General features: G+C 63.7%; 15 protein-coding genes and 1 tRNA gene. 9 read left to right on the top strand and 7 right to left on the bottom strand.

What is annotated here, in order from left to right; translation table 11 throughout:
* The first annotated feature begins 116 nt into the window (after positions 1–116).
* Together LL253_RS01200 and LL253_RS01195 are read left to right on the top strand one after the other, a co-directional pair.
* Positions 117–1,145 carry a COX15/CtaA family protein gene (locus tag LL253_RS01200; RefSeq protein ID WP_228225899.1) on the top strand — a complete coding sequence of 343 codons (1,029 nt, stop codon included), beginning with the start codon at positions 117–119 and terminating at the stop codon, positions 1,143–1,145.
* Positions 1,142–1,942, top strand: coding sequence for a hypothetical protein (locus LL253_RS01195; protein WP_228225898.1), 801 nt, complete (start codon positions 1,142–1,144; stop codon positions 1,940–1,942). Before LL253_RS01200 ends, LL253_RS01195 begins: the two co-directional genes overlap by 4 nt.
* A gap of 6 nt (positions 1,943–1,948) precedes the next feature.
* Here LL253_RS01195 and LL253_RS01190 read toward each other — a convergent pair whose 3' ends face one another.
* Together LL253_RS01190 and LL253_RS01185 are read right to left on the bottom strand one after the other, a co-directional pair.
* Complete coding sequence (locus tag LL253_RS01190; RefSeq protein ID WP_228220740.1) at positions 1,949–2,575, bottom strand: hypothetical protein; 627 nt, start codon at positions 2,573–2,575, stop codon at positions 1,949–1,951.
* A 66-nt stretch (positions 2,576–2,641) separates the two neighbouring features.
* A complete protein-coding gene (locus LL253_RS01185) occupies positions 2,642–4,090 on the bottom strand; it encodes a sigma-54-dependent transcriptional regulator (protein ID WP_228220741.1) in 1,449 nt (482 codons plus the stop codon).
* Positions 4,091–4,250: 160 nt separating this feature from the next.
* On the opposite strand from LL253_RS01185, the gene LL253_RS01180 reads away from it, so the two are divergent.
* The 4 genes from LL253_RS01180 to LL253_RS01165 all read left to right on the top strand — a co-directional run bounded on the left by LL253_RS01180 (position 4,251) and on the right by LL253_RS01165 (position 6,079).
* Complete coding sequence (locus LL253_RS01180; RefSeq protein ID WP_009822411.1) at positions 4,251–4,376, top strand: aa3-type cytochrome c oxidase subunit IV; 126 nt, start codon at positions 4,251–4,253, stop codon at positions 4,374–4,376.
* Between the two features lie 40 nt (positions 4,377–4,416).
* Complete coding sequence (locus tag LL253_RS01175) at positions 4,417–4,695, top strand: hypothetical protein (RefSeq protein WP_228225897.1); 279 nt, start codon at positions 4,417–4,419, stop codon at positions 4,693–4,695.
* Positions 4,692–5,315 (top strand): hypothetical protein, encoded by a 624-nt coding sequence (locus tag LL253_RS01170; RefSeq protein ID WP_228225896.1) that lies wholly within the window; start codon positions 4,692–4,694, stop codon positions 5,313–5,315. Before LL253_RS01175 ends, LL253_RS01170 begins: the two co-directional genes overlap by 4 nt.
* A gap of 74 nt (positions 5,316–5,389) precedes the next feature.
* Positions 5,390–6,079, top strand: a complete 690-nt coding sequence (locus LL253_RS01165) for an aspartate/glutamate racemase family protein (protein ID WP_228225895.1) — start codon at positions 5,390–5,392, stop codon at positions 6,077–6,079.
* A gap of 18 nt (positions 6,080–6,097) precedes the next feature.
* On the opposite strand, the gene LL253_RS01160 is transcribed toward LL253_RS01165, so the two are convergent.
* From LL253_RS01160 to LL253_RS01150, 3 genes are all read right to left on the bottom strand, one after another.
* The gene (locus tag LL253_RS01160; RefSeq protein ID WP_009822407.1) at positions 6,098–6,394 is read right to left on the bottom strand and encodes an RNA-binding S4 domain-containing protein; all 297 of its coding nucleotides are present in this window, start codon (positions 6,392–6,394) and stop codon (positions 6,098–6,100) included.
* Positions 6,387–9,071, bottom strand: a complete 2,685-nt coding sequence (locus tag LL253_RS01155; RefSeq protein ID WP_407696073.1) for a helicase-related protein — start codon at positions 9,069–9,071, stop codon at positions 6,387–6,389. Before LL253_RS01155 ends, LL253_RS01160 begins: the two co-directional genes overlap by 8 nt.
* Before the next feature lie 129 nt (positions 9,072–9,200).
* Positions 9,201–10,130, bottom strand: a complete 930-nt coding sequence (locus tag LL253_RS01150) for a DUF2171 domain-containing protein (protein WP_228225893.1) — start codon at positions 10,128–10,130, stop codon at positions 9,201–9,203.
* Positions 10,131–10,341: 211 nt separating this feature from the next.
* Between LL253_RS01150 and LL253_RS01145 the strand changes: the two genes are divergently transcribed.
* From LL253_RS01145 to LL253_RS01135, 3 genes are all read left to right on the top strand, one after another.
* A tRNA-Ala gene (locus LL253_RS01145) sits at positions 10,342–10,417 on the top strand.
* Between the two features lie 65 nt (positions 10,418–10,482).
* Positions 10,483–11,253, top strand: a complete 771-nt coding sequence (locus LL253_RS01140) for an NUDIX domain-containing protein (protein ID WP_228225892.1) — start codon at positions 10,483–10,485, stop codon at positions 11,251–11,253.
* Between the two features lie 3 nt (positions 11,254–11,256).
* Complete coding sequence (locus LL253_RS01135; RefSeq protein ID WP_228225891.1) at positions 11,257–11,982, top strand: extensin-like domain-containing protein; 726 nt, start codon at positions 11,257–11,259, stop codon at positions 11,980–11,982.
* A 7-nt stretch (positions 11,983–11,989) separates the two neighbouring features.
* On the opposite strand, the gene trpE is transcribed toward LL253_RS01135, so the two are convergent.
* A complete protein-coding gene (trpE, locus tag LL253_RS01130) occupies positions 11,990–13,507 on the bottom strand; it encodes an anthranilate synthase component I (protein ID WP_228225890.1) in 1,518 nt (505 codons plus the stop codon).
* Between the two features lie 2 nt (positions 13,508–13,509).
* Positions 13,510–15,462 (bottom strand): peptidyl-prolyl cis-trans isomerase, encoded by a 1,953-nt coding sequence (locus tag LL253_RS01125; RefSeq protein ID WP_228225889.1) that lies wholly within the window; start codon positions 15,460–15,462, stop codon positions 13,510–13,512.
* Positions 15,463–15,582: the final 120 nt, after the last annotated feature.

The raw sequence follows: 15,582 nt of genomic DNA, 5'->3' as shown, positions 1-15,582 counted from the left end.
CGCGCCCGACACGGTGATAAATGTGGGCCAGCGGATCGCTGGGCAACGGCGCCTGGGACGATCGGTCTCTGCTACCGGTCTTGAATTGGAAAAGGGTTGGGCGCAAGGATCGCGCCATGACGATCATGGATCACCGTTCGGCGCCGCGCGCCATCGCCAGATGGCTGCTGATGGTGGCGGCGCTGGTCTTCTGCATGGTGGTGGTGGGCGGAATTACCCGCCTGACCGAATCGGGTTTGTCCATCACCCAATGGAAGCCGATCACCGGGGCAATCCCGCCTCTGACCCACAACCAATGGATGGAGGCTTTTCGCCTGTATCAGCAAATTCCCGAATATCAGGAAATCAATCGTGGCATGACCCTGTCGCAGTTCCAGTTCATTTTTTTCTGGGAATGGGTGCATCGTCTGCTCGGCCGGCTGATCGGCATTGCCTTTGCGTTGCCGCTGCTGTGGTTCGCTTGGAAACGGATGATCCCGACAGGCTATGGCTGGCGTCTGGTCGCATTGTTGGCGCTTGGCGGTTTGCAGGGCGCGATTGGCTGGTGGATGGTGAAGTCCGGCCTGTCCGTCCGCACCGATGTGAGCCACTATCGGCTGGCAGTGCATTTGCTGACGGCCCTCTTCATCATGGGCGGGCTGATCTGGACCGCGCTCGACCTGCGTGTCCTGGCGCGGCGTCCTGCGGCGCGGCCGGCGCGCCTGCGGCCTTTCGCGCTGGCGGTTCTTGTAACGCTTGGCGTGCAATTGATGTTTGGCGCTTTCACCGCCGGGCTCGACGCGGGCTATGTATCCAGCACTTGGCCGCTTATGAATGACCATCTGGTGCCTCAGGGCATTAATTGGTCAGGGTCGCTTTGGGCGACGCTGTCGTCTGATCCCTATCTTGTCCATTTCATCCATCGCTGGTGGGCCTGGATCGCCGCGGCTATGCTGATGCTGCTGGCGCGCCGCGCCAAGCTAGCGAGACAGCGCGGCGCTTCGATGGCGCTCAATGCCGCCGTCGGCACGCAGATCTTGCTTGGAATTGCAACGGTGATGACGGGCATAGCCCTGCCACTCGCGGTGTTGCATCAGGCCGTCGGCGCGCTGGTCGTGGCGGCGGCCGCCTGGGCTGCGCACGCGTCGGGTCAGGCGCGCGCATGACGCCGGCGCGCGGATTTGCGACGTTGTTGCTGGCCGCAGTGGCGCAGCCGGTGGCGGCGGAGCGGATCGCGATCCCGTTCGCGCCGCCTGTCGGCCAGCAATTAGCCTATGACATTGATCAGCATCGCCCCATCGCCGGTCAGGAGAGCCGGTTCAGCGCGCATCGCACGGTGCGATTTGAACGGGTGGGGGATGGCTATCAGTTGTACGCCGTTCTCCGTTCACTCGACAGCGATGCGAGCGATGCCGCCGCTGCATCCTTCCGCGCCGCCCTGACGCCGCTCATCGGGGTCGAGATGCGCTTTCACCTGGATTCACAGGGAAAGATCATTGCCCTGGACGATGATGAAGCGGTGTGGTCCGCAGTCGAGCATGGCCTGGAGACGATGATGGCGCAGTTCGCCCCTGACACGCCCCGCCATCGCGCCGCGCAAAGCGTCAGGACATTATTCGACGGATTGGCTCGCGACGGGCGGCTTGCCCTGCTGGCTGGCGAATATCAGCCGCTGTTCCTGTTCGCAGCGAGCGAGGTCGAAGATGGCGCTCATGGCCGGGGTGTCAAGACAATGGCGGGATCGCCATTGGGCCGGCCCGTTCCAGTCGAAGGCGTCCTGACCTTGCAGGGTCGGGTGGCCGATGGCCTTTCCCTGACCGAAACATTGGCCGGGCCGGGCGTGGACGTTCAGATGGACTATAATGTGTCGCCGGTGACCGGCCTCGTCACGCGACAGGGTCGTACACTGACGGTCGGCACCCGGACATTAACGGAGAAAAGGGTGCTGCGTCCCGCGCCCTGACGCCTGTCAGGGTTGGGCGGCGTTGGCGGCGGCCGCAGGGGTTTGCGTCTGATCGCTCGCTTCGCGCGGCGCAAAAACGCGCAAACTGTCCAGCAGTTTTTCCGCGATGCCCTGATATTGTTCGCTCAGCATTTCGGGATAGACGAAGGTCGCCGTTACGACCGCGCCGTCTGGTTGCCGCAACAGGCGAACAGCGACATTATTGCCTTCGCCATCGTTGGCCGTGCCGCGATATTCACTGTCGCCGACAAAATCGCCATCGACGCCTTCGGCACTGCTGTTCAACGCTTCGACCGTCTGCTGCAGCGTCTCGTCGCCCTCGTTCTTCTGCCAGAAGACGCGCACGTCAGCGCCCGCGCCCGGATCTTCATAAACGACGCCATCGTCATTGCTCGCGCCCTTGTCCATCACCCAGCCTTCGGGAAGGGTAACGGAAAAGCCGCGATCCAGGTTCACATAATTGCGGCTGTCCGCGCTTTCATCGGCCTGCTGGCTTTCGAGCGCGTTGGCGGCTGCGGCATTGGCGGCTGCTGCTAATTCCTCCTGGCTCGGCATGTCGGCGACCGGCTCGGTCCGGCCGCAGGCGGCGAGCAGGAGGATGGGCAGGCAGGCGATGAGCGGGGCATGTTTCATCCTGCGTCCAAAGCATAGCCACGCGCGGATTTCAACGCCGCAAGGAAGCAGCGGACGATGGCTGGTTCAGGCGGCGCTATCAATGCCCAGTTCGGCGAGCTTGCGATACAGGGTCGACCGGCCGATGCCCAGCCGACGCGCAACCTCCGTCATGCGTCCGCGATAATGGCCGATGGCCAGCCGTATCACGTCCGCCTCGATCTCCGCGAGCTGGCGGACATGGCCATCCAGTTCGAACAGGGTGATGCCGGCCCCGTCGCGATGCGGCTGGCTGATCGAACGCACCTGCGGCGTCATCCGGTCGATCATGCCGCCGGCGCGAATCTGTGCCGCAATCTGCGGGAAATCCTGGGGCGTCAAGGCGTCGCCATCGCACAAGACCGCTGCGCGGAAGAGGGCGTTTTGCAGCTGGCGCACATTGCCGGGCCAGGGATGCTGCATCAGCAGAGACAGCGCATCATCCGTCAGCCCCAGACTGCGAAGGCCCGGCTGTCCGGCGATCCGCGCCAGCAAGTGGCGGCAAAGCGCGGGTATGTCGCCCATCCGTTCGCGCAACGGCGGCACGGTCAACTGGACGACGTTGAGCCGATAATAAAGGTCTTCGCGGAATCGCCCCGCTTCGATTTCTTCGCTCAGCCGCTTGTTGGTCGCTGCGATTACGCGCACATCGACGTGAACGGGCCGGCGAGCGCCGATCGGCTGCACCTCGCCATCCTGCAGCACCCGCAGCAGCTTGACCTGCGCGTCGAGCGGCATTTCACTGACTTCATCCAGGAATATCGTGCCCATGTCGGCGGCAACGAACTTGCCGACATGGCGGTCAAACGCCCCGGTAAATGCGCCGCGTTCATGCCCAAACAGTTCTGATTCGACCAGATTGGCGGGAATGGCGCCGCAATTGACCGTTACCATCGCCTGTTTGTGACGCGGGGACGCAGCATGCACCGCGCGGGCGATAACGTCCTTGCCGACCCCGCTTTCGCCTTCGATAAGAACGGGCACCCGCGCTCGCGCGGCCTTGGCCGCGATTGCCAGCGCGGCGCGGAATTGCGGTGCGGAACCGACCACATCCTCGAACGACAGGGGGGCGGTGATCTTTTCGGTCAGCGGCCGCAATTCGCCTGCGGCTGCGCCGTCGGCCAGCGTAGCGTTGAGCGCGGCCAACAAGCGTTCGGGCGCGATCGGCTTTGACAGATAGTCGCTCGCGCCCGCCCGCATGGCCTCCACCGCTACAGCCACGTTGTTGTGCGCCGTAAGGACGAGGATTGGCAGGGCCGGGCGCTCTGCGCGCAAATCGCGAATCAGTCCCGACGGCTCATAGTCCGGGCTCCACTGATCCAGGATGACAGCGTCCAGCAGCATGCCGTCCTGCGTGCCCAGCATCGCCAGCGCCGTTTCGGCATCGGCCGCGAAGATCGTGCGCCATCCCGCGCGTGAAGCGAGCGCGGATACCAGGCGGCGCTGGGCCGGCTCGTCATCGATCAGCATCATTATGGGTACGCCGTCGCGTGCCATTCCAACCCCTTGTCATGATCCGCATTTCTTGATCAGGCGTTGGACCCTAGCGGCCTGCGGTAAAGGCTCACTTAACCGCGCCGATTTTCTGTCTGGAAGGTTGAGGGCTGCGCGGGGACGGGATAAGGACGGGACCACTATATCAGGAAGGGGACATGGCATGGCGTCGAACGGCAATATGAAAAGCGCGAACCAGACCTATCACAGCTTTGTCGGGCTGATGAAATGGGGCACGATCGCCAGCGTGGCCGTCGCAGCTGTCGTGGTGTTGCTGATCGCGACGTGATCCCTGCCGGCCGTCTTTTCGGCGAGGACGAGCCGACATCATGGCCCATATGACGGCGCTGGCCGCCCTGTTACCGCCCTTGACGCTAGTTGCCGTGCTGGTGACGCGCGCTGCGGCGCGTCGTCATTCGCGCCCGGTCATCGGGATGGTTTGCGCTTTGGCTGCGTTCCCGGTCCTGGGCGCGCTGATCGTCGCTGCGGAAGTTGGCGGTGCCAGCGCCCGCTTGCTTGGCCTGCTGGCGATTTTGCTGGGCGGCATCGCGCTGGTCGCCGGTTTCGGGCTGATGGAGCGATTCGCCAGAACCGGGGATGCGCGTTGACGGCGGTATCGTGGGTTGCCGCGCTCGCCTGGGTTGGTTCCGCGCTGCTGATGTTGTGCGGGTTGCATAAGGCGGACTCGCCATATGCGGCGCGCCTTGGGGCGGCGGGCATGGCCTTGGCGATCGGCGGCGCGCTCTACACCCATGATGTGGTCAACCTGCCGGAAATGGTCAGCCTGGCCGCGCTGGGGTCGGCATTGGGCTATCTTGTCGTCCGCTCGTCGGCCATTCGGTCGGTGTTCCCGATCCTCGCCGTCTTGCAGCTTCCCATCGGCCTGAGCCTGCTGCTGACGGCGCTCGCGATTGATCGCAATCGCATTGCCTTCGACATTCTTCAGCCTGATGACGCCACGCTGACGCCGGCCAATTGGTGGCTGCTCGCCGGTGCGAAACTGATCGGAGCCCTGATGGCGATAGCGGCTCTGCCGCTATGCAAGGCTTTGGCTGCGGGGGCGGTAGGGGCTGAGCGATGGCTTGCCGCGCTCGGGGGGCTTGCCGGCTGGGGTGGTCTGGCGATCGCACTGCTGCTGGACGAGCCGGCTATGGCGGTTATCGCCACGATCGTTGGCGCCAGCGGGCTGACGCTGAGTTCACTGCCCCAACACGCCAAGGCCGATTAAGCCTTTGACCCTAGGAGGCGGCTTCCCCTAACCCTGTACCCGTCACATGCGAATTGGGGGTTAAAGCGAATATCATGCGCAAGCTCGGCCTGATCGGCGGTCTCAGCTGGACATCGACCGCTCGCTATTACGAAATCATCAACAAGACGGTTCAGCGCAGACTGGGTGGCCAGCACAGTGCGCAACTCTTGATCGAAAGCCTTGATTTCGCGGCGGTGGCCAGTTGCGTGAGCGATGACGACTGGGATTGCGCGGCAACGCAGCTTATGGAAGCGGCCCGCCGTCTGGAACGGGCGGGGGCAGGCGCATTGCTGATTTGCGCCAATTCCATGCACAGGGTGTATGATCAGGTGCAGGGCGCGGTCGCCATTCCGATCCTTCACATTGCCGACGAAGTCGGACAAGCGATGCAGGCCGACGGGGTCGAGAAAGCCGCCCTGATCGGCACGCGCCGGGTCATGACCGAAAAATTCTATCGCCAGCGGTTGGTGGCGCACGGCGTGTCGCTTCTGCCGCCGGACATGGAACTGGCGGAACAGGTAGATCGCATCTTTTACGATGAACTGACGCTCGGCAAGGTCAACCGGGAATCGCAACGCTTCATGAAGTCTTCGTTGACCGACATCGCCAAGCAGGACGTTCAGGCCGCCGTGCTGGCCTGCACCGAACTGGAGATGATCGTCGATGTGAGGGCGAATGTCCTGCCGATCTACGACTGCACCAGCATCCACGCCCTGGCTGGCGTTGATTTCATCCTTGGATAGCGCGCCTGCGCTGACGCCCTAGCTCCCTATGGTCAGTTCCTCATAACAGGATTGCGCTTCGGGGGCAGGGCCGCGCCGGACAGGCAGGGCGAGTACGCGAACGACGCGCACGCTCTCTATGTGCGGGAAGGTGATCAGGTCGCCAGCCCGCACCGGGGCATGAGCGCGGTCGATCCGCCTGCCGTTAAGGCGGATATGCCCCTCTTCGGCCAGCTTCTGCGCAATCGACCGGCTTTTCGAAAGACGCGCGAACCAGAGATATTTGTCGATACGCAAGCTTGGGCCATGACCGGCGCCTGCGACCGCGTCAGCCATTGCGACCCAGCAAGTCCGCAAGGCCCGCAAAGGCGTTATTGACCGGCGCGGGACTGGCGCTTCCGCCAGTGTTGGATGAGCGCTGGCCATCGCTGCGTTGCGGTTTGCCGCTACCCGGCTTTCCTCCACGACCGCGTTGGGCTTGTGGCCTGTCGCTCCGCGCCTTCTGTCGGCCCTTGAAGGCCCAGTTCGCCGCTGCGACGGGGGCCGGTGCCTCCGCCCCGTCCTCGACGGGCGGTGGAGGAGGCACATCCACAGGCCGGAAGCCGGCCGCGCGCATCAATTGTAGAAAGGCATCTTCGCTAAGTCCCAGAGATACGACCTGGGGGCTGAGCGCGGTAAATGCCTCATTCTTGGCGATGGTTTCATGCGCGGTGCGCGCCATGCGCTCGGCCATGTCGATGCGCAGCATCTGATCGCCAAAGCCGCGAAATCCCGCTATGCGCGCGCCCATTTGCGCGGGGCGTTCGCCAGCGGGGATCAGCGTCAGTCCGGGACCCGGCAGAGGCAGGCAGGGCTTGGCGATTCGTGCCGCCAGCAGCGCCGACCGCCAACGCGCCGCGCCCGGCTTCAGCAAGCCGGGATGATAGATGTCGAGTACGCCGATATCGATGCCGGCCTTGCGCAACAGGTGCCGTTGCTCCTTGTCCAGGTGGCCCAGCGCCGAATCGAGATCGGTCCGCGCCAAAACCCCGCCTGCGTCTCCCAACTGGGCGAACACCGCCCGCACCACGGCGGGTACCTGCGGGTCGGCGGCGCTTTCGTTCATTTTCACCAGTGGCAGAAGATGCTTCTGTTTTTGCCCGTCGAACCATGCGGACAGGCGCGCGATGACCTGCTTCTGTACGTCCTGGCCCAGGGCAAGCAGCGCGCGATCCAGCCGGATTTCCGGCGTCAACAATGTGGTGCCAGCCATCAGGACCGCTACCGGCGTTTCGCCCCTGGCGATACCGGGGGCCTGCCCCGCTTCGTCCAGCAGGGCAAAATCCGCATCCGTCGCAGCGATCAGTTCGTCAGCCTTCACTCGCAATACCTTTCCCAGGCGCCGCTCGGCGGCCGCCAACAGCATCTTTCGGTCCTGATGCCGCGTAGCGGGATCGACCGAGAATCGGAAGCCGTCAAGTCGTCCGATCATTTCCCCATCGACGCAGACACTGCCGTCGGCTTCCACCGTGACGGGCAGATTGCTCGCATTCTGGCCGATGTCGCGCAACAGGACGGACGTGCGGCGATCGACGAAACGCTGTGTCAGTGCCGTATGCAGGGCATCGGACAGCTTTTCCTCCAGGGCGCGCGTGCGTTCCGCCATTTCGCCCGGGTGGGTCAGCCAGTCGGCGCGATGCGCGATATAGGACCAGGTCCGTGCGGCCGCGATCCGGCCGGACAATATGTCGATGTCCCCCTGCACCGAATCGAGCCGCGCAACCTGTTGCGCAAACCAGTCGCGCGGGATGTGGCCGCTGCCTTCCGACAGGAAACGCCATATCCGCGACACCAGCCGGGCGTGATGGTCCGCCCCCAGCTTCTGAAAATCAGGCAGGCCACATGCCGCCCATAGCCGTTCAACCTGGCGCTTGCCCCGGACGCGTTCGATCACGATCGGATCATCTGCCAGCCGTCGGAGCACCGCCAGGTCCACCGCCTCGGGGGCTGCGCGCAGTTCCGGTCGTTCCGGCTTCTGCTCCAGATCGCTCAGCAGATGGTCGAGGCGATCCGTACGCGGCGTTCCGTTGCGCCAGAATAGATGATCGACCGGCGGGAAACGATGCGCCTCGATCGCTTCAATTTCCTCCGGGGTGAAGGCCGCATCGCCGTCCTCATGGCCCAAGCTGCCGAACGTGCCGTCCTTGTGGTGGCGGCCTGCACGCCCGGCAATCTGCGCCATTTCGCTGACGGTCAGGCGTCGGCTTCGCCGTCCGTCGAATTTGCGCAGAGAGGCAAAGGCCACATGCGCCACATCCAGGTTAAGCCCCATGCCGATCGCATCGGTCGCGACCAGATAATCGACGTCGCCGTTCAGGAACATCTGCACTTGCGCGTTCCGGGTGCGGGGCGACAATGCGCCCATGACGACGGCCGCGCCGCCCCGGAACCGACGAAGCATTTCGGCAACGGCGTAGACTTCTTCCGCTGAAAAAGCGACGATCGCCGACCGGCGGGGCAGGCGCGACAGTTTCTTCGCGCCGGCATAGCTCAACGTCGAAAAGCGCGGGCGGCTGATGATGTCCACGTCCGGGATCAGGGCTTTTACGATCCGGCTGATGCTGGCTGATCCAAGGATCATCGTTTCTTCTCGGCCGCGCGCGCGCAGCAGCCTGTCGGTGAAAATATGTCCGCGTTCAGGATCGGCGCCCAATTGGGCCTCGTCCAGCGCGACGAAGGCAAAATCCTCTTTCGCGCCGGCTTCCCGGCTGCCGGAGATCGGCATGGATTCGGCGGTGCAAAGAAAATAGCGTGCGCCTGGCGGAATGATCTTTTCCTCGCCAGTGACCAGCGCGACCAGCTTTTCGCCCTTGATGGCCACCACCCGATCATAAACTTCGCGCGCCAGCAAACGCAGGGGAAAACCCATCATGCCGCTGGAATGGCCGCACATCCGCTCTACAGCCAGATGGGTCTTGCCGGTGTTGGTTGGCCCCAGGACGGCAGTGACGGGCGCTCGGGCGAAGGAAACCATGATGGTGCCTATGTCGGGCATCGTGGCATTGGGGGCAAGGGTTAAGCCTCTCTGGCTCCAATGTCAGAGATGATCCGACTAAAAAAAGGCCCGGCTATTACACCGGGCCTTCTTCAAACGGATCGTGGCTTAACGATAGCGATTGCCATGGCTGCTATTGCTGCTGGCAAAGCCTTCACTGCTCCAGCCGCCGTCGCGACCTTCCGGTCGGTCATTGAACATCGCGCTTTGCTCGCGTTCCGTGCGCCATGCGTCCTGCGCCTGTTCAGCGGTTTTTTCCAGCGTCACGCGGGTCGCGTCGACGGACTTGATCCAATTAGACGGAATGGAATGATGCACGCCACCGGCGTCTTCATCATTCTTGGTCAGAATGATGCGGTCACCTCGGCATTTGTCGACAGTGCCGACATGCTCGCCGTCGCTGCCGACGACTTCCATATGCTCCTTGACCTGGGTGACCGCCTGACGCTGCTCGCCCCTGCGTGTCCGCCACGTGCCGAACTCGCTGTTGAAGCGATCGCGATTCTCCCGCTGATATTCGGCATAATCGCGGTCAAGCTCATCGATCCGCTGCTGACGCCAGGCATGATAGTTGCTGTCATGATGGGCGTTCTGGTCGCGTTGCGGCCCGAAGGCGCGCGTGCGGTAACCATGATCTTCGCTGCCAAAGCCACTGCGTTCGTTGGTGTAGGGTGCATAGCCACGGCCCGGCAAATAGTCGCTCCGGCCGGCGGACGCATAGCCGATCCGGCTCGACTGGTCGCGCGGATCGCCATAGGGGCGATTATAATATTCATCATATTCACGCCGGCGCTCTGCCTCTTCATCGCCGAACCAGCTGCGCACCTCGTCACCCGCCCGGTCGAAAAATCCCCGCTCCTCTGGGTCATAATCGTCGGGGTGACGGCGCATGTCCGATCCGCCAAATTGGCCGCGCGTGCCATAACGATAGCTGTTGTCGTCACGGCGATAGTCCCGCTGTCCACGATAGCGCTCGCCGCGGTCCCAGTTCGAGGAATAACGATCATCACCGTAGCGGCCTCCGCCTTGGTAACCCATGGTCCATCTCCTTTTGCGTGTCAGGCGACGCGTGGGGCGCCGTCGATCCTATCAATGAATGGACCACACCCATGTTCCGGGCGTTACGGACGGGTAATGTCCCGCAACAAGTGCGGTCCGGCGCAGGGCAGGCCGGCTGGGCCGGTCCGTCGTTTTAAACAAAATACCGTTGCACGGCTTAAATCGCTCGCTTATAGGCAGCGCTCCTTCAGGGGCCTTAGCTCAGCTGGGAGAGCGCGTCGTTCGCAATGACGAGGTCAGGGGTTCGATCCCCCTAGGCTCCACCAACCCTTTAATCGGGTTGTTTTGGAAGGACTTTACTAGCGCCGGGCGATGGGCCTAGAGCATCCGCATGAGAGACTATGATGGCCTGACCCGGCCTGCGGCGACCGTCGTGATCGTGCGTGATCGGCCAGGCGCGGCGGCCGAACTGCTTATGATGGAGCGTGCGTCCACCATGTCCTTCGCGGCGGGTGCGCTTGTCTTTCCGGGTGGGGCCGTCGATGAAGCGGATAAAATGCTTGCCGCGCGGTACGATACCGGCCTGCCACTGGACGAAGCGGCCGCGCGTATCGCGGCCATTCGCGAGACGATAGAGGAAGCGGGTCTGGCCATCGCGATCACGGGCGAAATGAATCAGGCCATGATCCTGCGCTTGCGTGATGGGTTGCATGATGGCGCGATGCTGGGCGATCTATTGGAACGCCATAATTTGACCCTCGATATCCAGGCGCTCACGCCTTTCGCCCGCTGGCATCCAGCGCCGTTCGATCATGCGACACGGGTGTTCGACACACGTTTCTACCTGGCGCGCGCGCCCGAGGGGCAGGTCGCGACCGTGGACAGCAGCGAAAATGTCCGCCTGTTCTGGAGCAGCGCCACAGATACGCTCGCGCAGTGCGATGGCGGAAACGGGCGCGTCATCTACCCGACCCGCCGAAATCTCGAACGGCTCGCGCGCCATCATCGCCACGCGGACCTTGTGGCTGACGCGGCATCCTTTCCTATTGAGAAGATTCAACCCTGGCGCGAGGATCGGGACGGCGTGCCGCACCTGTGCATCCCGGACCATCTGGGCTATCCGGTGACGGCGGAACCAATGGCTGCGGTCCAGCGTGCTTAGCGCATGCGAAAACTTCACCTGACGCTGCGCTCCCTTCTTGTCGTCGGCGGGCTGCTTGCCTTGTTGCTGCTGGCCTATGCCTGGCTGCGGCAGCGACCGCAGGATCTGCCCTGGACGGACCTTGATCTTGCGCAGCCTATCGGCCTGTTCACTGGAAGGAAGCTGGCGGCGCTGACCGGCGACACCGGCGCCTGCAAGGCTCTGCTGGATCGGGCGGGTGTCGATTATGTCGCCCTGAAGCCGGGCGGCGCGGATCAGTGCGCCTATGCCGATGCGGTGCGGCTTCGCCCGGATGAGGACGCAATCCTGTTGGCCCCGGCCGCCGTTGCGCCATCCTGCCCGGTGGTCGCGGCCTTGAAGCTGTGGGAATGGCAGGTGGTGCAGCCTGCCGCGCAGCGTATCTATGGCCAGCCGGTCCGGTCGATCCGGCACTTTGGCAGCTATAGCTGCCGCCGGCTGTACGGGCGCAGCCAGGGGGATTTCAGCGAACATGCAACCGCCGACGCGATTGATATTGCGGCTTTTCAATTGAAGGATGGCCGCCAGATCAGCGTGCTGGGCGACTGGAAAGGCGAGGGGAAAGATGCGTTCTTCCTGCGCGAAGTGCGGGACGGCGCCTGCAATCTTTTTTCGACCGTGCTGTCACCCGACTATAATGCCGCGCACAAGGATCATTTTCATCTGGATCAGGCGGAAAGGGGCGCGATGGGCGGGCGCGCCTGCCGATGACAATTGATCATTGGCCGAAGGTCGGCTGACGCGCCAGCGCGACCGCTTCGCGCGCGGCCGCCAGCAACGCCCCGCTTTTCGCTTCACATTCGCGCTGCTCATATTCAGCGTTAGAATCCGCGACGATGCCAGCGCCCGCCTGCACATGCATGACGCCATCCCTCAGGACGGCCGTGCGCAGCACGATACAGCTGTCCATATTGCCATCCGGCCCGAAATAACCAACCCCGCCGGCATAGGCGCCGCGCGTTTCGGGTTCCAGCTGCGCGATGATTTCGCACGCGCGCACCTTGGGCGCGCCCGATACGGTGCCTGCCGGGAATCCGGCGAACAGCGCGTCGATCGCATCCCTGTCGTCCGCCAGCCGGCCCACGACGTTAGAGACGATGTGCATGACATGGCTGTAAAATTCGACGCTGTAGCTTTCTGTCACCGTCACTGTCCCGGCGGCGGCCACGCGACCGACATCGTTGCGGCCCAGGTCCAGCAGCATCAGATGTTCGGCGCGCTCCTTGGGGTCGGCGAGCAGGCTCTCCCGATTGGCCGCGTCCTCGACCGCATTTTTGCCGCGCGGGCGCGTCCCGGCAATCGGCCGGATCGTCACTTCACCGTCCCGAGCGCGCACCAATATTTCGGGGCTGGACCCGATCAGTGCAAATCCGGGGAGGTCGAGATAATAGAGGAAAGGCGACGGATTGATCCGCCGCAACGCGCGATACAGGGCGATCGGAGGCAGTGTGAACGGACTTGTGAAGCGCTGCGCCAGGACCACCTGAAAGATGTCGCCGGCCACGATATAGTCCTTCGCGGTCTCCACCATGTGCGCATAGCGTCCCGGCTCCAGCACCGGGGTTACAGCGATGTCCGCGATCTCGTCCGTGGCTGGCATTGCGGGGATCGGGCCCGCCAACCGCGCGGCCGTCGCGTCAATCCGCTCCAACGCGTCGGACATGGCGCGATCGATATCGGTGAAGCTGCCCTTCCAAACCGGCGCGACGATATAAAGGGCGTCAGCCAGCCGGTCGAAGACCAGGATTACCGTTGGCCGCACGAACAGCATGTCAGGCACGCCGATCGGGTTCGGGGCCGGGCGGGGCAGTTTTTCGACCAGACCCACCGTCTCATAGCCGAAATACCCAACCAGACAGGCAAGCGCCGGGGGCAAGGCCGGGTCCATCTCCGCCCGGCATTCGGCCACCAACGCTCGCAACGCGTCGAGCGCGCCGACGCTTTCAGCTTGGAAGGCGTTGCGGTCCGTTGCCCAGTGCCGGTTGATTTCTGCCTTCTGGCCATTGGCCCGGAAGACGAGGTCGGGGGCAAGTCCGATCAGGCTGTGCCGCCCACGCACCGCGCCGCCTTCGACCGATTCCAGTAGATAATCGCCGCGATCGGGTTCGAACAATTTGAGCGCGGCGGAAATTGGCGTGTCGGTATCTGCAATCTGACGCCGCCAGATCAGCGCTGATTCGCCGCGCGACAGGGCCGCGCGTGCAGCGGCGATACCGTCATTCCCCCCATCCGCCATGCTTACTGGCCGCCGCTATTGTTCGCAGCCAGCGCAGCGCGCACCTGCTCCACCGCCTTGGGGTTGCGCGTCACGCCCAGTTCCTTCTCGACCGCACGTTCGAATTGCTCGCCATATTCCTGGCCGATCACCTCACCCATCTGGTCGCGCACCTGTGCCAGCAATTGGGGATTGCCCTTGGCATCGCCGCGCTCGATCTTGGTCAGTTGGACGACGAAATAACCGCGGCCTTCGCTGATCGGCAGTGTCTTGACGCTGTTTTCGGCCATGGCGAACAGGATCGACACTTCGGCCGGCGGGCGCTGTTCGGCCCGCATGATGTCGGCACGGCGGCCGCCCAGCGTCTGTGGCGCGGGCAGCTTGACGCCCGCCTGGCTGATCGCGTCCGCCAGTTTAGTGCCCTTCGCCACCTTGGCGCGAATCTGCTCGGCCAGCGCCTTGGCCTTCTGGTTGCCGGCGTTCAACTTATACTGGGCCTGCACCAGCGACTTGACCTCGGCCAGCGGAGGCGGGGCTGCGGCGATGATCTGCCCGGGCGCAATCAACGCATAGCGCTTGTCCGGCGTGATCGGCACCAGCTGTGCGTCATCATCCGCGCTCATGGTGAACGCCGGGGACAGCAGCGGCTGAACGTCCGCAGGGGCGACATAGGCCATGTCCTTGACCTGCTTGCCAGTCGCCAGCAGCGGCGGCGTGGTCTCAAGCTTCAGGCCATTATCCTTTGCCACTTCGTCAAACGTCCCGCCATCGGCGATCTGGTCCTCCAGCTTGGCGGTAAAGTCGCCGAGCAGCTGCTTTTCCTTCTGCACGCGCAGCGTCTTGACGATCTCGTCGCGCACAGCGGCCAGCGGCCGGGCGGGCTTGTCCTGCACCGCGGTGACGCGCAGCAACAGCCAGCCGAGCGGCCCGCGCACCGGCCCGATCAGTTCGCCTTGCCTGGCGGCGAAGACCCCGTCCGCCACCGCCTTGCTCGTCGCGCTGGTCAGCTGGCCGCGGCTTTGCGCGTCCAGCGTGGAGACTGACAGGCCGGCGCCTTGCGCGGCCTGGGGCAAGGACTTGCCGGCCTTCACTTGCGCTGCGATCGCCTTGGCGCCCGCTTCGGTCGGCAGCACAAGCTGTTCGACGCTGCGGTTTTCGCTGGCGGCGTAGTTCGCCTTGTTCTGGTTGTAATAAGCGCTGATTTCCGCGTCGCTTGGCATCGACGCCTGCGCGAAGCGCTCAGCGTCAACGACAGCGTAGCGGATGCGACGCTGTTCGGGGATGGTGAAGCGATCGCTGTTCTTCTTGTAGAAGTCAGCGAGCTGGGCGTCGGTCGGGTCCTTGTCATCCAGGAACGCGACGGCCGGGATGGCGGCGACCTGGCCCTGGCGCGCCTCCAGCAGCAGCGAGGCATAGGGCAGGACCAGATTCTCCGATGGACGTGCGCCAATACCGATAGGCGCCAGCAACTGGCGTTGCAGGATTTCGCGGCTGATATCGTCGCGCAATGCCTGTTCGCTCAGCCGTTCGCGCGCCAGAAGGGCGCGGAAATTGTCATTGCTGAAATTGCCCGCCGCATCCTGAAATGCCGGGATCTGCGCGATCTGCGCATCGACCAGCCGTTTGGAGATATGGATGCCCTGATCGTCGGCATAGGCCCGCAGCGTCAGCGACTGTACCAGTTGATCGAACACCTGCGCGCCGCCGCCCTGTGCGAAAAATTCGCCGATCTGAAGTTCGGGGCTTGAGCGGCGCGCATTTTCGAACACGCGCTGCACCCGGTCCTGCAATTCGGCGACGGTCAGCTTGTATCCCTTCGCCTTGGCCGCAGTGCCGCCGCCCGACAGGCTTGCACCGCCAAATTGACCGCTGGTCACGTCGCCCAGGATGAAGGCGGCGGCGATGACGCCCAGGAACAGGATCGCGAAGATCGCGCCGAACTTGGAATGGATGATGCGGCGAAAGACAGAAAGCATGAAAATGTCCGAACTACAGGCGGTATGGCGGCCCGCTTTAAGGGCGGAACGGCGCGGCGGCAAGGCTTGGACTGGACAAATGCGCGATGCCCGTCCATCGCATTTGCCTGGCACCCACGC

This window comes from Sphingobium soli, from assembly GCF_020782245.1.
Classification (GTDB): Bacteria; Pseudomonadota; Alphaproteobacteria; order Sphingomonadales; family Sphingomonadaceae; genus Sphingobium; species Sphingobium soli.
This window is presented reverse-complemented; position numbering and strand designations above follow the sequence as displayed.